At 56.9% G+C, this 16,779-nt stretch carries 15 protein-coding genes; 1 reads left to right on the top strand and 14 read right to left on the bottom strand.

Going from position 1 to position 16,779, the window contains the following annotated elements:
* Nucleotides 1-48: 48 nt before the first annotated feature.
* The 9 genes from pgk to tkt form a co-directional block, all read right to left on the bottom strand.
* Nucleotides 49-1,212, bottom strand: a complete 1,164-nt coding sequence (gene pgk, locus ACOTW6_RS08405) for a phosphoglycerate kinase (RefSeq protein ID WP_047050781.1) — start codon at nucleotides 1,210-1,212, stop codon at nucleotides 49-51.
* A gap of 49 nt (nucleotides 1,213-1,261) precedes the next feature.
* Nucleotides 1,262-2,281: an erythrose-4-phosphate dehydrogenase gene (gene epd / locus ACOTW6_RS08400; RefSeq protein WP_015571810.1), complete on the bottom strand. Its 1,020-nt coding sequence runs from the start codon at nucleotides 2,279-2,281 to the stop codon at nucleotides 1,262-1,264.
* A gap of 293 nt (nucleotides 2,282-2,574) precedes the next feature.
* Nucleotides 2,575-3,285 carry a nucleoside/nucleotide kinase family protein gene (locus ACOTW6_RS08395; RefSeq protein ID WP_121478604.1) on the bottom strand — a complete coding sequence of 237 codons (711 nt, stop codon included), beginning with the start codon at nucleotides 3,283-3,285 and terminating at the stop codon, nucleotides 2,575-2,577.
* Complete coding sequence (locus ACOTW6_RS08390; protein ID WP_045907071.1) at nucleotides 3,282-3,791, bottom strand: MltR family transcriptional regulator; 510 nt, start codon at nucleotides 3,789-3,791, stop codon at nucleotides 3,282-3,284. Before ACOTW6_RS08390 ends, ACOTW6_RS08395 begins: the two co-directional genes overlap by 4 nt.
* Nucleotides 3,792-3,806: 15 nt before the next feature.
* Nucleotides 3,807-4,778 (bottom strand): class II fructose-bisphosphatase, encoded by a 972-nt coding sequence (gene glpX, locus ACOTW6_RS08385; protein ID WP_121478603.1) that lies wholly within the window; start codon nucleotides 4,776-4,778, stop codon nucleotides 3,807-3,809.
* On the bottom strand, nucleotides 4,775-6,052 hold the full coding sequence (locus ACOTW6_RS08380) for a zinc-binding dehydrogenase (RefSeq protein WP_121478602.1): 1,278 nt from the start codon (nucleotides 6,050-6,052) through the stop codon (nucleotides 4,775-4,777). The genes glpX and ACOTW6_RS08380 overlap by 4 nt, the downstream gene beginning before the upstream one ends.
* Nucleotides 6,053-6,075: 23 nt before the next feature.
* Nucleotides 6,076-7,455, bottom strand: coding sequence for a PTS mannitol transporter subunit IICB (locus tag ACOTW6_RS08375; protein ID WP_121478601.1), 1,380 nt, complete (start codon nucleotides 7,453-7,455; stop codon nucleotides 6,076-6,078).
* A gap of 27 nt (nucleotides 7,456-7,482) precedes the next feature.
* Nucleotides 7,483-7,926: a PTS mannitol transporter subunit IIA gene (cmtB, locus tag ACOTW6_RS08370; protein WP_047050772.1), complete on the bottom strand. Its 444-nt coding sequence runs from the start codon at nucleotides 7,924-7,926 to the stop codon at nucleotides 7,483-7,485.
* A 313-nt stretch (nucleotides 7,927-8,239) separates the two neighbouring features.
* Nucleotides 8,240-10,231: a transketolase gene (tkt, locus tag ACOTW6_RS08365; RefSeq protein ID WP_121478600.1), complete on the bottom strand. Its 1,992-nt coding sequence runs from the start codon at nucleotides 10,229-10,231 to the stop codon at nucleotides 8,240-8,242.
* Between the two features lie 272 nt (nucleotides 10,232-10,503).
* Between tkt and ACOTW6_RS08360 the strand changes: the two genes are divergently transcribed.
* Nucleotides 10,504-11,262: a M48 family metallopeptidase gene (locus ACOTW6_RS08360; RefSeq protein WP_017382909.1), complete on the top strand. Its 759-nt coding sequence runs from the start codon at nucleotides 10,504-10,506 to the stop codon at nucleotides 11,260-11,262.
* Nucleotides 11,263-11,307: 45 nt separating this feature from the next.
* Here ACOTW6_RS08360 and ACOTW6_RS08355 read toward each other — a convergent pair whose 3' ends face one another.
* The 5 genes from ACOTW6_RS08355 to ACOTW6_RS08335 are packed head-to-tail and all read right to left on the bottom strand — an operon-like array spanning nucleotide 11,308 to nucleotide 16,769.
* Nucleotides 11,308-12,948: a thiamine pyrophosphate-binding protein gene (locus ACOTW6_RS08355; protein WP_063133021.1), complete on the bottom strand. Its 1,641-nt coding sequence runs from the start codon at nucleotides 12,946-12,948 to the stop codon at nucleotides 11,308-11,310.
* Between the two features lie 13 nt (nucleotides 12,949-12,961).
* A complete protein-coding gene (locus ACOTW6_RS08350; protein WP_196357099.1) occupies nucleotides 12,962-14,431 on the bottom strand; it encodes an aldehyde dehydrogenase in 1,470 nt (489 codons plus the stop codon).
* Nucleotides 14,432-14,440: 9 nt separating this feature from the next.
* The gene (locus tag ACOTW6_RS08345; RefSeq protein ID WP_213788992.1) at nucleotides 14,441-15,211 is read right to left on the bottom strand and encodes an aspartate dehydrogenase; all 771 of its coding nucleotides are present in this window, start codon (nucleotides 15,209-15,211) and stop codon (nucleotides 14,441-14,443) included.
* Nucleotides 15,212-15,220: 9 nt separating this feature from the next.
* A complete protein-coding gene (locus ACOTW6_RS08340; protein ID WP_121478597.1) occupies nucleotides 15,221-16,015 on the bottom strand; it encodes an SDR family oxidoreductase in 795 nt (264 codons plus the stop codon).
* Nucleotides 15,999-16,769: an alpha/beta fold hydrolase gene (locus tag ACOTW6_RS08335; RefSeq protein WP_213789029.1), complete on the bottom strand. Its 771-nt coding sequence runs from the start codon at nucleotides 16,767-16,769 to the stop codon at nucleotides 15,999-16,001. The genes ACOTW6_RS08340 and ACOTW6_RS08335 overlap by 17 nt, the downstream gene beginning before the upstream one ends.
* Between the last annotated feature and the right edge of the window lie 10 nt (nucleotides 16,770-16,779).

Genomic DNA, 16,779 nt, shown 5'->3' with positions numbered 1-16,779 from the left:
CTGATAAGCGCGCTGAAAATTGGGCAGGTTTCCCTGCCCCTGAATGGCTTACTTCTTAGCGCGCTCTTCGAGCATTGCTACTGCTGGCAGGACTTTACCTTCCACGAATTCGAGGAATGCGCCGCCACCAGTGGAGATGTAGGAGATCTTGTCAGCGATACCGAACAGATCGATAGCTGCCAGGGTGTCACCACCGCCTGCGATAGAGAACGCTTCGCTGTCTGCGATAGCGTTAGCCACGATCTCAGTCCCTTTACGGAAGTTCGGGAATTCGAACACGCCGACAGGACCGTTCCACAGGATAGTTTTTGCGTTTTTCAGGATTTCAGCCAGTTTCTGTGCAGAAACGTCGCCCAGATCCAGAATCTGCTCTTCATCTTTGATGTCGTTAACAGATTTCAGGGTTGCGGTAGCAGTTTCGGAGAACTCAGTTGCCACGCGAACATCAGTTGGAACCGGGATATCACAGGTACCCAGCAGGCGTTTGGCTTCGTCAACCAGATCCGCTTCGTACAGGGATTTACCTACGTTGTGGCCTTGCGCAGCAACGAAGGTGTTCGCGATACCACCGCCAACGATCAGCTGGTCAGCGATTTTGGACAGGGAATCCAGTACGGTCAGTTTGGTAGACACTTTAGAACCACCAACGATAGCGACCATTGGACGAGCAGGTTCTTTCAGTGCTTTACCCAGCGCTTCCAGTTCGTCAGCCAGCAGCGGACCTGCACAGGCGACGTCTGCGAATTTACCGATACCGTGGGTAGATGCCTGCGCACGGTGAGCCGTACCGAATGCATCCATCACGAATACGTCACACAGCGCAGCGTATTTTTTGGACAGAGTTTCGTCGTCTTTCTTTTCGCCTTTGTTGAAGCGAACGTTTTCCAGAACAACCAGCTCACCTTCGGCAACGTCTACGCCGTCCAGGTAATCTTTCACCAGGCGAACCGGGCTGGACAGTTTGTCTTTCAGGTAATTAACAACCGGCAGCAGAGAGAACTCTTCGTTGTACTCGCCTTCAGTTGGACGGCCCAGGTGGGAGGTGACCATCACTTTAGCGCCCTGCTTCAGAGCCAGTTCAATGGTTGGCAGAGATGCACGGATACGCGCGTCGCTGGTCACTTTGCCATCTTTAACCGGTACGTTCAGATCGGCACGGATGAAAACGCGTTTACCTGCCAGATCCAGATCGGTCATCTTAATTACAGACATGGTGAATCCTCTCGTTGATTCTTAAAGTTTTGCAAGCGCAAGGTGCGCTCTACCTGAAACCTTTTGCGGCCATGGCTAACGTGGTGTCGAGCATTCGGTTAGCAAAGCCCCATTCGTTATCACACCAGACCAGCGTCTTGATGAGGTGCGCACCACTGACTCGCGTCTGCGTGCCATCCACGATGGCGCTGTGCGGGTCGTGGTTAAAATCTACTGAGACCAACGGTAATTCCGTATAGTCAACTATACCATGAAATGCTCCCTGTGCCGCTTTTTGCAGCAACAGGTTGACTTCACAGGCTTTTACCGGTTTTTTCACCGTCACGCTAAGATCGATTGCGGTGACGTTTATCGTCGGCACGCGCACGGCAATCGCTTCGAAACGGTCGTTAAACTGCGGGAAAATACGGGTGATCCCGGCAGCCAGTTTCGTATCCACCGGAATGATGGACTGGCTCGCCGCGCGAGTGCGTCGTAAATCCGGATGGTAGGCGTCGATTACCTGCTGATCGTGCATGGCGGAGTGAATCGTGGTCACGGTGCCGGATTCAATGCCATACGCATCGTCTAACAGTTTAATGACCGGAATAATGCAGTTGGTGGTGCAGGAGGCGTTGGAGACAATGCGGTGTTCAGCTTGCAGCTCGTGTTGGTTGACGCCAAACACGACGGTGGCGTCGAGGTCGTTACTGCCGGGATGGGAGAACAGCACTTTTTTCGCGCCAGCATTCAGATGCGCTTCGCCATGTTCACGGTTACCGTACACGCCGGTACAGTCCAGCACCACATCCACACCCAGTTCGCGCCAGGGCAGCCCTTCAATACTGTTCTCATGCAGCACGCGGATGGCATCGTCACCGACGAACAGCTGTTCCCTTTCCTGGCGAACGTCCCAGGCAAAGCGACCGTGGCTGGTGTCATATTTCAACAAATGCGCCATGCCCGCAGCATCCGCCAGTTCATTGATTGCCACCACGGTGATTTCCGCACGACGCCCGGATTCATATAAAGCACGAACCACGTTGCGCCCGATGCGACCGAAGCCATTAATCGCTACGCGTACGGTCATAGATCTCCTGCAAAGCTATCCCTGAGTTTGAGGTGGCTGAAAGAGTAATCCAGCGACGCCCGAAGGGGAATCCTTGCTGTCACAAACTGCGATTGATTGGTCAATTGTCGAACATTTAATCGACTGAAACGCTTCAGCAAGAATAAGCGAATCGGGGAATAAAAGGAATCTCTGTCCAGATTAAGAGCGATTTTATCTGATCTCCATCACATTTTTCCGGAATAATCCCTTTTCATCCCGCCACGTAAAAACGCGGCGGGTCGACCGGAGCCCCTACTGAAAGCCGCTGAGGATCAGACGAGTCGGTATTCGCCATTTGCCGACATCATCAGTTCAACATTGGCAGGACGGCTGTGACGCAAAACACGCTCCACGTTTGGCCCGTCGGTGCGCGCATAAAACGCGTCGGCGTCGGCCTGAGAGAGTCCGCCGGCCAGCTTACGTCCAACCAGGCGCGTACGTAAGGCTTCGGCGGGGGCGCGAATAAACAATGAAAAATCACAGTATTCCATCAGCGTTCGCCATCGTTCGTCATCAAGCAGCAGCCAGTTACCCTCAACAATCACGACCGGGGCCGTTACCACGATTGCATCTTCGACAGGGTCGTGCGTTTGCCGGTCATACTGCGGCCAGGTACCGTCGCCCTCTTTTATCTGCCGCAGATGTTGCGCCAGCCTGTCGACATCAAAGGTCTCCGGGGCGCCTTTGTACGCGCGCAGGTTATGCGCTTCCAGCCAGACGTTGTAGTGATGAAATCCATCCATTGGCAACGTCTGAATCGGAGCGAGCCCCTCCGTCTGACGAGAGAGATATTCCCAGAAGGCGGTCAGCGTGGACTTGCCCGTACCGGGCGGGGCGCTGAGAAAAACAATCGTACGTCTGCTGGCGCTGGCGAAATGCCGTTTCGCCAGTTGCCGCAGCAAAGGCTTATGAACATTTTCAATTTCGTCGTCAGGATAATGTGCTTCTACATGTAGCCCGTTAACCGTTAGCCCAATTTTCACGGCGTAAGTTCCTTTAAAATTGTCGTTACCGCCAGGGTGAGCGCCGTCTTGATCATTGCGGTAAAGCGCACCTCAGACCATGTGGCAAAGTCAGCAAATTTCATCGACTCCAGCGCGCTGAATAACGTCGCGTTACGGGTGATGCAATTAACATTGCTGATAAAATCCCAGGTGATGTCATCGGCGAAGCCAGGGAGGGTATCCTGCTCTTTCAGATACTGATAAAACTGCGAAAAATGCGTAATGTCGGCGTAGAGCCATTTTTCCATTTTCCCCAGCGCATAGATCAGGCGTAACGCCACGTCGATGTCATCAAGCGGCCCACTCCGGGCGAGTAACGGCTTCACTGCATATTCCACGATCTCTTCATCGTTATCGACAAACAGCGACGGCAGAAAACATTTAATGCCCTGGAGCAAAAAAGACTGTGCCGTCGTCATGAATGCGAGGAGGTTATTCTGAGCATCCAGTTGCTCAAGCACATCGTCTTCTGTCAGCGTCGTCATTTGTATCTCGATAAATCACCGTGAATGCAGAGAGTCTATTATATTACACGTTCGATCTGCGCCGCCGATCAGTAAAGTTTGCGTGCGCACACCCTTCGCAACCTGTTGAATACCTTTAACCAGTTCGCCGCCCGTCACGCCCGTCGCGCTGAACAGGATGTCATTGCCCTTTACCAGTTCGCTAAGGGTATAGATACGATTGACTTCCACTTTCATCTCCGCACAGCGGCGGTGCTCCTGCATGGCGACCCGTCGGTTCTCAGGACTCTCCCCTTTCGCTTCACAGAAATCGATCAGTTCCGCCTGCATATCGCCGCCCAGCGCTTTCACCGCGCAGGCGGAGATCACCCCTTCCGGCGCGCCGCCTGTGGTGTACATCAGATCATAAGGGTTATCCTGTAAGCAGGTCAGTACGCTGGCAGCGACATCGCCATCGGGCAGCGCAAACACTTTCACGCCCAGCTGCGTCGCCTCGGCAATTGCATTTTGCAGGCGCGGTTTGTCCAGCGTCACCATCCGCAGATGCTCCAGCGGCTTGCCCAGCGCCCGGGCAACGTTGCGAAGGTTTTCTGCCAGCGGGAGATCGACGCTGATTGCCCCGGCGGCCGCTGCGTTAACCACCAGTTTTTTCATGTACATATCAGGGGCATGAAACAGGCTGCCCTCAGGCGCAAACGCCATCACTGCCAGAGCATTGCTTTGCCCCATCGCCACCATGCGGGTGCCCTCTATGGGGTCGACGGCAATATCTACCGCCGGGCCGACGCCGCTTCCAACCTCCTCACCAATCCACAGCATTGGCGCATGGTCAATCTCACCTTCGCCGATGACGATACGCCCGCGAATCGCTATCGCGTTTAGCGCCTCGCGCATGGCGGTTACCGCCAGCCCGTCGATTCGGTTTTTATCGCCGCATCCGGTTTGCGGCCAGGCGGCCAGCGCCGCCTGTTCCGTAACGCGAAAGAGCGGCCATGCCAGAGACATCATGCTGCCGCCTCCCCAATATCCACCCCAAACTTCGCCAGCAAATAGCGCTCTGCTTTTTCATTCCAGATGCCGTGAGTCTCTTCCACAAGCCTTGCCAGCTCCCGGAAAAGCGGATCGGTTTTACCCTTTTCGGCAAAATCGGCAATGGCCGTTAACGGCATGGTGACACCGTTATAGATAAGCTTCTTGCCTCCAGGAATGTCCGGCAGGTTGAGTACCGTATGCGGCACCGCATCAAGGCCGCCGATGTGGGTCACCATAAACGACGGCTGAAGCTGGCCCGTCGCACTCAGCGCAATCGCCTCTTTCATGTCCTCCGTCGAGCCGCCGGAGGTGCCCACCACGTGGGTACTGTTGTAATGGACGTTGTAAAAATTAAACGGCACCTTGAAATTGCTGTCCGTTGGTCCGGCGAAGAAATTCAGGCACCCGTCCTCGGCGAGAAGATCGTCTGCCAGTTCAATGACCGCCGGAACCGCGGCATAGACAAACACGTCGTCAAAGCCGACATTGTCAGTTAATGCGCGTAACGTAGCGGCCGGGTTCTCCAGTTCAGAGGTATTGACATAGATAAGCTCAATACTCTTTTGTGCCGCCAGCTCAACCGGCAGGAGTTTTTCCGCCTGCGCAAGACGAGCCTCATCGATATCCACCACCACAACGCGCGACGGCTGAATCCCGCCGTTAATCGCATAATCAATAGCGCCAATTCCCATCGGCCCGGCGCAGGCCAGAAGCGCAATATTACCTCCCGGTTTCACACCCATCCGGTGCTCATAGACATATTGCGTCGTATGATAATTGGCGTTATACGCGCCGATAATGCAGCACATGGGTTCCGCCAGCGAAGCCGCCGCAAAATAGGAGCCGTGATAAGGTAAAACGCAGCCCAGATTAATCGCAACTTCTGGAATAATCATATACGTCGCATTGCCGCCAAAATATTCATAGCTGTAGCCAGCAGAATAACCGGTCGGTAATCCCATTGCCGGTTGTAAAACAAATCGCTGACCTTTTTTATATTTTTCGGTCAGATTTTTCCCGACCTCAACAATCACCCCGGCGCATTCATGTCCGGTGATGACCGGATGATTTTCCAGATCGTCCGGCACACGTTTATGTTCACTGCCTAATTTGGCTGCCTTCCAGGTGGATAAACAAACGCTGTCGGAAATTACGCTCACCAGCAGTTCATTGTCGCTTATTTCGGGCAGTTCGAATTCGCGGATACGAACATCCTGCTTGCCATAAATGGCAGCCACTTTCGTTTTCATAATGACTCCAGGAACCAGATAGATTAATTCGCCGTTAGATGCTTAAATAATTCGTCAAGCTTCGGATCGCCGAGATAGTTTTTTATCAACACTAACGGTTTGTCACTGACCCGTTTAGCGCGCCCCTCCAGGCTGGCATGGGTAACAATAATGTCCGCGTCGTCAGGTACATTTTCGATGGCATAATGTTTTACTTCGATAATTTGTCCGGCTTTTTCCAGGCGCTTCCGGAATGTCGTCGCGCCCATAGCGCTGGAGCCCATTCCGGCATCGCAGACAAAAGCGATATGCTTAACATCCTGGTAAGAAAACTTGCCTTCCTGCTTCATGGCTTTAACGGCGTTGGCAGAATCATTGAAAGTATCTTCCGTTTCAGCTTCGCTATTTTTATCCATCTTCAGGATAAAAGAGGCGACCGCAAAGGTGACCAGCGTGCCTGCCGTTACGCCAGCAATCGTGGCGAGGAATGCGCCTTTAGGCGTTAACGCGAGGTAGGCGAAAATCGACCCCGGACTTGGGCCAGCCACCAGACCACCGCCTAACAGGTTAAACACCCACGTCCCGCTCATGCCGCCAGCAATCATCGCAATCAGCGTCAGCGGTTTCATCAGTACGTAAGGGAAATAGAGCTCATGAATGCCGCCCAGGAAGTGGATAATCATCGCGCCGGGGGCTGACTTCTTCGCCATTCCTTTGCCGAAAAAAGCAAAAGCCAGCAGCAGACCTAAACCCGGCCCGGGGTTGGAGGCCACCATAAAGAAGATGGATTTACCCGTCTCGGAAGCCTGCTGCATCCCCAGCGGATAATAAACACCCTGATCGATAGCGTTATTTAAAAACAGGATTTTTGCCGGTTCGTTAATCAACGACAGCAGCGGCAGGTAGCCCGCATGTACCAGGGATTCAATACATTCTTTAATAAAGTTATTGGCAATCGACACCGCAGGACCGATCACTTCAAATCCCAGCAGGCAGAGGAGCATGCCCGCAATACCCAGCGAGAAGTTGTTGATGACCATCTCAAAACCAGCGGGAATGCGTTTATCCAGCAGCCGATCGATGTGCTTAATCACCAGACCGCCGAGAGGCCCCATGATCATTGAGCCGAGGAACATAGGAATATCCGCGCCGATAATCACGCCGATAGTGCCGATCCCCCCCATCACCGCCCCACGTTTGCCGCCAACCAGGTGTCCACCGGTAGAGCCAATCATCACCGGCAATAAATAGGTGATCATCGGACCGACAATTTTGGCGAAATGCTCATTAGGCATCCAGCCGGTTGGAATAAATAAAGCGGTAATAAATCCCCAGGCAATAAATGCACCAATATTCGGGATGACCATTGCAGTCAAAAAGCCCCCAAAAGCCTGGACCTTTGCACGAGCAGACTTGTGTTCCATAATAATATCCTGTAAAGGAGAGAATAATTATGCGTGAGCGATAATATCCGCCAACTGCTTTTCTGACTTAGCGGTTAACAACGCCGACAGTTTATCTTCTTCACATAATAATTCGCTTAATGCCTGGATAGCGCCGATATGTGAATCCGCATCCGCCGCCGATAACCCAATGAGTAATTTTACGGGCTCATCGTCGTCGGCAAACTGCACTTCCTGTTTAAGAAGCGTTAATGACATACCTGTTTTTAAGGCACCGCATTCCGGACGGGCATGAGGCATCGCTACACCCGGAGCGAGAATGTAATAAGGACCATTAGTGAGCGTCGAGGTTTTAATTGCTTCAATATAATCAGCGTTAATATAATGATTTTGCAGCAAAGACGACATGGAAAAATCAATGGCTTCCTGCCAGTCCTTTGCTGCGGATTTTATTGATATTGAGGATTCAGGGAAATAATCAATTAACCGCATATATCATCCTTATTTTATTTTTAGGGTACAACGTATCGCTAAAAACAAAATACGCCTGCGGTAAAATGAAATCAAACGGGAAGAAAATAGCGAGCGTGTCAGAGCGCACTTTAATAAAATGAATAAAAACAGATCGTTAAAAACGAAAAATAAAAAAGCAAGCCTATATATGTGATATCCATTGCAAATTACACATGTTGTGACTTTACGTATTTGTGATGGGAATCACCAAATATATGTTGTTAACACAAAAAAAATACAATCGAAATAAAAACGGGCCGCCTGAGCGACCCGTTTTGCCTCACTGGGAGAGTTACAGCAGTTCTTTCGCCTTAGCGACAACGTTCTCAACGGTGAAGCCAAACTCTTCAAACAGCTGTTCAGCTGGCGCAGACTCACCGAACGTGGTCATACCGACGATAGCGCCGTTCAGGCCTACGTATTTGAACCAGTAGTCAGCGATACCCGCTTCCACTGCCACGCGAGCGGAGACCGCTTTAGGCAGTACGGATTCGCGGTACGCGGCGTCCTGCTTGTCGAACGCATCGGTGGATGGCATAGAAACCACACGCGCTTTCACGCCTTCAGCAGTCAGTTTTTCCCATGCGGCAACGGCCAGTTCAACTTCAGAACCGGTCGCGATGAAGATCAGCTCAGGCTGGCCTGCGCAATCTTTCAGCACGTAACCACCGCGCGCGATGTTTGCCAGCTGCTCTGGGGTACGCTCCTGCTGCGCCAGGTTTTGACGGGAGAGGATCAGCGCGGTCGGGCCATCCTGACGCTCAACGCCGTATTTCCACGCCACCGCAGATTCAACCTGGTCACATGGACGCCATGTGCTCATGTTCGGGGTCACGCGCAGGGAAGCCACCTGCTCTACCGGCTGGTGAGTTGGACCATCTTCGCCCAGACCAATGGAGTCGTGGGTGTAGACCATCACCTGACGCTGTTTCATCAGTGCAGCCATACGCACGGCGTTACGTGCATATTCCACAAACATCAGGAAGGTAGAGGTGTACGGCAGGAAACCACCGTGCAGAGCGATACCGTTGGCAATCGCGGTCATACCGAACTCACGTACACCGTAATGGATGTAGTTACCGGCAGTATCTTCGTTGATTGGCTTAGATCCGGACCACAGGGTCAGGTTAGATGGCGCCAGGTCAGCGGAGCCACCGAGGAATTCTGGAAGCAGAGGGCCAAACGCTTCGATCGCATTCTGAGATGCTTTACGGCTGGCGATCTTGGCTGGGTTCGCCTGCAACTTCGCGATGAACTCGTTCGCTTTCGCGTCGAAGTCAGACGGCATGTCACCTTTCATACGACGGGTGAATTCAGCCGCTTCCTGTGGGAAGGCTTTCGCGTATGCCGCGAACTTCTCGTTCCAGGCCGCTTCTTTCGCCTGACCCACTTCTTTCGCATCCCACTGAGCGTAGATTTCAGACGGGATTTCAAAGGCAGGGTGTTTCCAGCCAAGTGCTTCACGGGTCAGTGCAATTTCCGCGTCGCCCAGCGGTGCGCCGTGGGAGTCGTGAGTGCCCGCTTTGTTCGGAGAACCGAAGCCGATGATGGTTTTGCACATCAGCAGGGACGGTTTGTCGGTCACGGCGCGCGCTTCTTCTACGGCACGTTTAATCGAGTCAGCATCGTGGCCATCAACGCCGCGCACAACGTGCCAGCCGTAGGCTTCGAAACGTGCGGCGGTGTCGTCAGTGAACCAGCCTTCAACATGACCGTCGATGGAGATGCCGTTGTCGTCGTAGAACGCAACCAGTTTACTCAGCTTCAGGGTGCCTGCCAGGGAGCACACTTCGTGAGAAATGCCTTCCATCATGCAGCCGTCGCCCAGGAAGGCGTAGGTGAAGTGGTCAACGATGTCGTGGCCAGGACGGTTGAACTGCGCCGCCAGGGTCTTCTCTGCAATCGCCATCCCTACAGCGTTAGCGATGCCCTGACCCAGCGGACCGGTAGTGGTTTCAACGCCAGCGGTGTAGCCCACTTCCGGGTGACCTGGAGTTTTGGAGTGCAGCTGACGGAAGTTTTTCAGCTCTTCGATTGGCAGATCGTAGCCAGTGAGGTGCAGCAGGCTGTAGATCAGCATAGAGCCGTGGCCGTTAGACAGCACGAAACGGTCGCGGTCTGCCCATGCCGGGTTCTGCGGGTTGTGGTTAAGGAAATCACGCCACAGGACTTCGGCGATGTCAGCCATGCCCATAGGGGCGCCCGGGTGGCCGGATTTGGCTTTCTGTACTGCGTCCATGCTCAGCGCACGAATAGCATTAGCAAGCTCTTTACGTGAGGACATTTTAACTCCAGATCGGACTGTTAAAGGCCATGCCCTTGACGACAGCGCGTTTTGGGCTACGCCGGAAAAAAGTGCCAACAATGTAACCCAAGCCGCAGGGCATGTACATGGACCATTCTTTTGCAGCTTAAGAAATCTCTGGATCATGCTCGCATGTTGCGCAATCTGCTCGCCCGCCCCTGTAGATATTCCTTATACTTAGCCCGACACCGGCTTCGTTGACGGTGCATTTTTCGGAATTAATTCAGATTAACGAGTACGGAAGCAACATCATGAAAATGCGTGCAATCGGGCTGGCTGTGGGAACAACGCTCCTGCTAAGCGGCTGTCAGAATATGGATTCTAACGGCCTGATGACCTCAGGCGCAGAAGCTTTTCAGGCTTACTCATTGAGCGATGCCCAAGTGAAAGCGCTGAGCGACGAGGCCTGTAAGGATATGGATGGAAAAGCTACGCTTGCCCCGGCAAACAGCACCTACACGCAGCGTCTGAACAAGATTGCTTCCGCGCTGGGCGACAACATTAACGGTCAGCCGGTGAACTACAAGGTGTATATGGCGAAAGACGTCAACGCCTTTGCGATGGCGAACGGCTGTATCCGCGTTTACAGCGGCCTGATGGACATGATGACCGACAACGAAGTGGAAGCGGTGATCGGCCATGAAATGGGTCACGTTGCACTGGGTCACGTGAAGAAAGGGATGCAGGTTGCGCTGGGCACCAATGCCGTGCGCGCAGCGGCGGCCTCTGCGGGCGGCATCGTCGGCAGCCTGTCCCAGTCGCAGCTGGGCGACGTGGGCGAAAAACTGGTGAACTCGCAGTTCTCCCAGCGTCAGGAGTCGGAAGCGGATGACTACTCTTACGATCTGTTGCGCAAACGCGGCATCAATCCATCGGGTTTAGCTACCAGCTTCGAAAAACTGGCGAAACTGGAGGAGGGCCGTCAAAGCTCCATGTTTGACGATCACCCGGCTTCGGAAGAGCGTGCACAGCATATTCGCGACCGTATGGCGGCAGACGGAATTAAATAAAACTCTGGCCCGGTGCGCGCCGCGCTACCGGGCAACAAGGCTCAATCAGTACAGCGTTTTCTGTGGCGGCCCGGCAAACTTAAGGGCGCCAATCTGCCCCATCCGCACTTCCACCACCGACGGTCCCGGCATCGCCAGCGCTTCCGTCATCACCGCGTCAAAATCCTCAGCCCGCTCAACGCTCCAGGCCTGTAGGCCAATCGCCTGCGCCAGCAGGGTAAAGTCCGGCGTATGCAGCGCGTTATAATACTGACGCCCGCCAAAATATTTATCCTGAATACCGCGCATCACCCCGTACCCCCCGTCGTTCATGACCAGCAGCGTCACGTTGGCTTTCTCCTGCGCCAGCGTCGCCAGCTCGCCTAAATTGAGGCTCAGGCCGCCGTCGCCCACCAGCCCCACCACTTTGCGCTGCGGGTTGGCAATCGCGGTGCCGATAGCCATCGGCAGCCCCATACCAATCGCCCCGGCGAGGGAGTGAATGTTCATCAGCGGACCGTTAGCCCTGAACAGGCGGCTACCCCACAGGCTGCCGGACACGGTGATATCGCGCACCAGCAGGCCGTCTTTCGGCAGGGCTTTCTCTATGGCGTCGTTAAGCTTCGCATAGGCGCCGCACTGCTCGCGCAGCCCCTGCTCAGCTTGCCCGACCGCCTGCTGCACCTGCATATCCCACTGGGCGTTGCCCCACTCGCGGCCCTGCACTTTTTCAGCCAGCGCGCCAAGCACCGCTGAACAATCGGCTCCCAGCGTGTTATCCATCAGATAGTTACGGCTTGCTGCCGCCGGGTCGATATCGATCTGCACCCGCGGGGAAGGCAGCTCAAGCGTCCAGGATCGGGTTTCGTTGCTGCGCAGGCGAGAACCGGCCACCAGCGTAAAATCACACTGCGCAATCAGCGCCTCAACCGACGGCGAGTTGTGGAACGCGCGAAGGCTGGCGCGGTGACTGTCCGGCAGCACGCCGCGCGCGTGGGTGCTGGAAATCACGGTGATGCCCGCATCCGCCAGCGTTTTCACCGCCTCAGCGCTGCCCAGCGCCCCGCCCCCCAGCCACAGCAGCGGCTGTTTGGCCTGTTTGAGCTGCGCCCACAGCACGTCAACCATTCCGGTATCCACGGCAGGAGCCGATACCGGTTTGGTCGGAGCGGTTACCAGCGACAGCGGAATTTTGGCGCCCTGAATATCAATCGGGATTTCCACCGAGACCGGTCCACACGGCGGGGTCTGCGCGTCCTGGATGGCTTTATGCAGAATGGCTATCGCCTGATTCGCATTGCTGATGCGGTACGCCCGTTTTGAGCTGGCCTTCAGGAAGGTCAGTTGGTCACGGGTTTCATGGATAAACCCGGTGTCGGCGTCCAGCCAGGCTTTTTCAACCTGCCCGGTTAAATGCAGCAGCGGCGTGCAGGCATTCATGGCTTCCACCAGCGCGCCTACCGCATTACCCGCCCCCGCGCCGGTGCTGGTCAGCGCCACGCCGAGGCCGGAAAAGCGCCCGTGGGCATCGGCCATGGTGACGGAACCGGCTTCACCGCGCGCGGGCACAAAGCGGATATTGCCCCGCTGCCCAACCGCATCCGCGATCGGCAGGTTGTGAATGGAGATGACGCCGTAGATGGCCTCAACCTGATACTGCTCCAGCGTTCTGGCGATGGCGTCGCCGACGGTTATCATTTCGCTCATTGCTCACCCTTTCTCAGTCGCACCAGTGGTTGACGCTGTTACCCGTCGCCAGATAAATGCTCTTTTGTTGCATCCAGGCTTTCAGCCCCTGAATACCCTTCTCGCGACCCAGACCGCTCTCTTTAAAGCCCCCGAACGGGGTCGAAATCGCAAAAACCTTGTAGGTGTTGATCCACACCGTGCCTGCCTCCAGCTGCTCGCTGAGACGCAGGGCGCGTCCGGTATCGCGCGTCCAGATCCCCGCCGCCAGGCCGTAAACCGAGTCGTTCGCCTCGCGGATAAGCGTGGCTTCATCGGCAAACGGCATCGCCACCAGCACCGGGCCGAAGATCTCTTCCTGACAGGCGCGGGCGCTGTTGCTCAACCCTTCAATAATCGTGGGCTGGAAAAAGCTGCCGTTTGCCAGAGCGGGATCGGCGGGTATCTCACCGCCGCACAGCACCCGCCCCCCTTCACGCTTCGCCAGTTCGACGTACTGGATCACGCTCTGGCGATGTTTTTCGCCGATCAGCGGCCCGACATGCACGCCGTCGGTAAATGGATGTCCGACGCGCAGCCCGCGAGTTAATTCCAGCAGCCTCGACATCAGCGGGGCGTAAATACTCTCGTGGATAAACAGCCGCGACCCGGCGATACACGCCTGCCCCGCCGAGCTGAAAATGCCGTAGCAGATCCCGCGCGCGGCCTGTTCGATATCGGCATCCTCCAGCACGATGGTCGGCGATTTGCCGCCCAGCTCCAGCGAGGCCGGGATCAGTTTTTCCGCCGCCACGTGCGCCAGATGACGGCCCGTGGTGGTTCCGCCGGTAAAGGAAATTTTGCGCACGCGAGGATGACGCGCCAGCGCATCGCCAATTACCGAACCTTTGCCCGGCAGGACGCTCAGCAGCCCGGCGGGCAGCCCGGCCTGTTCAAAAATCCGCGCCAGCTCCAGCGCCATCAGCGGCGTGGCTTCGGCGGGCTTGAGGATCACCGCGTTCCCGGCGGCAATCGCCGGTGCGACCTTCTGCATTTCGCTGGCAATCGGCGAGTTCCACGGCGTGATGGCCGCCACCACGCCAAGGGGCTCGTAGCGGCTCAGCGTCAGCAGATCCGGCTGGCGCGGCGTGGGCAGTTCCCCTTCCAGCAGCTCGCAGGCAGCGGCAAAGTAGCGCGCCGTTCCCGCCGCGCTCATCACCAGCCCGCGCGCTTCCGCCAGCGGCTTGCCGTTATCGCGGCTCTGCATCTGCGCCAGCGCGTCGACGCGGGATTCAATGAGATCGGCAACCTTATGCAGGATCTTCGCGCGCATGTGCGGCAGGCTGTTACGCCATGCGGGATCGCGCCAGGCGCGTTCTCCGGCGTCTACCGCCTCTTCCAGGTCATCCAGACTGGCGGCATTCAGCGTCGCGTTGATCGACCCATCTGCCGGAAAGTGGCTCTGCATCGGGTTGCCGCCGCCGTGTCGCCACTGGCCGCCGATAAAAATCTTCAGATCGTCCATCGTCACTCCTCAGCTCAGGGCCAGCTCGCGGCAGGCGCGCACCGCGCTCAGTGCCGCCAGGGTGGAGGTTTTAGGATTAGAAGCCAGCGGCTGTCCGCTCAGCTCCAGATGGAACTCGCCGAACAATCCTTCCACGTGGAGCGTGTGGGTATTGCGTTTCGTTGCCGGGTCAACCATCAGCTGCACGCGGGTGTCGTCCATCCCGACGCCGCCGAGCGCCACGGTCGCCGCCACGTTGGCGTTCGCCGGGAACAGGCGCGCCGCCTCTCGGGCGCTGCCCTCGAAGAAAACCTTTGCCTCTGACACCGTATTCAGATCGATAAGCTGCTCGGCATAGCTGCCGCGCCAGCTGGCCGGGCTTTTGCGCGACTGATAGGTGACGCGCTCAAGGCCGCCCTCTTTCGCCGCCGCCAGCCCGTCGATACCGGCCACCGCACCGGAAAGCAGGGTCAGTTTTCCGCTCGCAGCGAGCAGACGCTGCTCCAGCGCGCTGTCCGCCAGCGCGCCGGTGGAAATGACGGCCAGATGCCAGCCGCGACGCAGGATCTCTTCCCCGTACTGGGCCACCGCCTGCTGGCTGGCGCATTCCAGCACCAGATCCGGCGTTTGTGCGCACGCCATCGGCGACGTCAGCGCCTCGACCGCATTGCCAAACTGGTCGTGAATGGCGGCATGGTGAGACGCGCGCGCCACGATCCAGCCGATAGCCACGCCGGCGGGCAGGCGCTCAATCACCGCCTGCGCCATGGCGCCAAAACCAATCAACATTACCTTTTTCATGATGTGTCCTTACAGATGGCGGCAGAAGCCGCCGGAAACGTCCAGCGCCGCGCCGGTGGTAAACGAGGCCAGCGGCGAAGCGAGGAACAGCAGCGCCTGCGCGGGCTCCTGCGGCTTGCCGAGGCGCGCCATCGGAATGCCGCGCTTGCGCGCGATATCCGCCGTCCATTCCGGCCAGCTCTGGCTTTTGTCCGCCCGGTTTTCATAGCGGCGCTGCCACTGGCCGGATTCCACCATGCCGAGCAGAATGGAATTGACGCGAATACCTTTGCCCACCAGCTCTTTCGAGAGCGTCAGCGTCATGTTCAGCAGCGCGGCACGAGCGGCGGAGGTGGCGATCATGTGCTCCTCCGGCTGTAGCGCCAGCAGGGAGTTGACGCAGGTAACAGAGGCGATGTCGGACTGCTCCAGCAGAGGCTGAAACGCCTGCACCGGGTTAATCACCCCGAACAGTTTGAGTTCGGCTTCGTGCAGCCACGCCGCGCGCGGGGTGTCATGGAAGTGCGCCACGTAGCCCTGCCCGGCGTTGTTGATCAGCATATCCGCCGCGCCAAAGCGCGCCTGCACCGCATCCGCGAAGGCCTGTACTTCGTCTGCATTCAGCACGTCGCAGCGGTAAGCGAAAATCTCCCCGTGAGGAAATTCGTTTTGCAGCGTCGCATGGGCGCTGGCGAGCCGGTCCGCGTCACGGCCGCAGAAGGCGACTTTCGCCCCTTCACCCAGCAGCAGGCGCAGCGTTTCAAAGCCAATGCCGGAAGAACCGCCGGTAACGACCGCTACGCGCCCGTCAATTTGTGCATTCATCGCGCACCTCTTCGTTAATGCGTAAAAGCTGTTGGTTGAAAAACGCGTCGTTATCGAGATAGCTGGCGTGCCCGGCCAGCGGAATGGCGATAAACGGCATGCCGTAGCGCAGCGCCAGACCCTGAACCAGTTCCGGCTGGGTGATGGCATCCTGCTCGCCGCACCAGACTTCAAACGTGCCGGAGTAGCGTTTAAGCCAGCCGTGAATGTCGTCATGTGCCAGCATCCACGCGGCAGCGAGATAGCCTTCCGGGCGCAGCGCCCGCATGCCCGCCGCGACGGTGGCGATATCTTCCGCGCGCGCGCCGGGGCGCAGCAGCTTCGCGGCGCGGGTCTGGGCGAGGATGTCGCCCCCCAGCGCCATCTGCTGCTCGCGGTTACGCCAGACCTGCTCCCGCTGCTCCGGCGCGGCATTGCCGTACCCCTGCGCGGCGTCGGCCAGCACCAGATGGATGACGCGCTCAGGGAACTTCGCGGCAAAGGCGCTGGCCACCAGCGCCCCCAGGGAATGGCCGACCAGCACTGTCTGCCAGACACCGGCGCGATCCAGCATGGCCGCCAGCGCGTCGGCGTAATCCCCCGCGTTCGCCCGCGCTACGGCCAGCATCGGGCTTTCGCCGTAACCGGGCATGTCCCACGCCAGTACGCGAAAACCGTTCAGCGCCATCTGCTTGTGCCAGGAGGCGGCGCCGGAGCTGATCCCGTGCAGCAGCATCAGCGGAATGCCGCTTCCCTGTTCACGAAAACCCGTCATCATGCCCCCC

It is taken from the genome of Enterobacter cloacae complex sp. IR5403, from assembly GCF_049238705.1.
Classification (GTDB): Bacteria; Pseudomonadota; Gammaproteobacteria; order Enterobacterales; family Enterobacteriaceae; genus Enterobacter; species Enterobacter hormaechei_C.
This window is presented reverse-complemented; position numbering and strand designations above follow the sequence as displayed.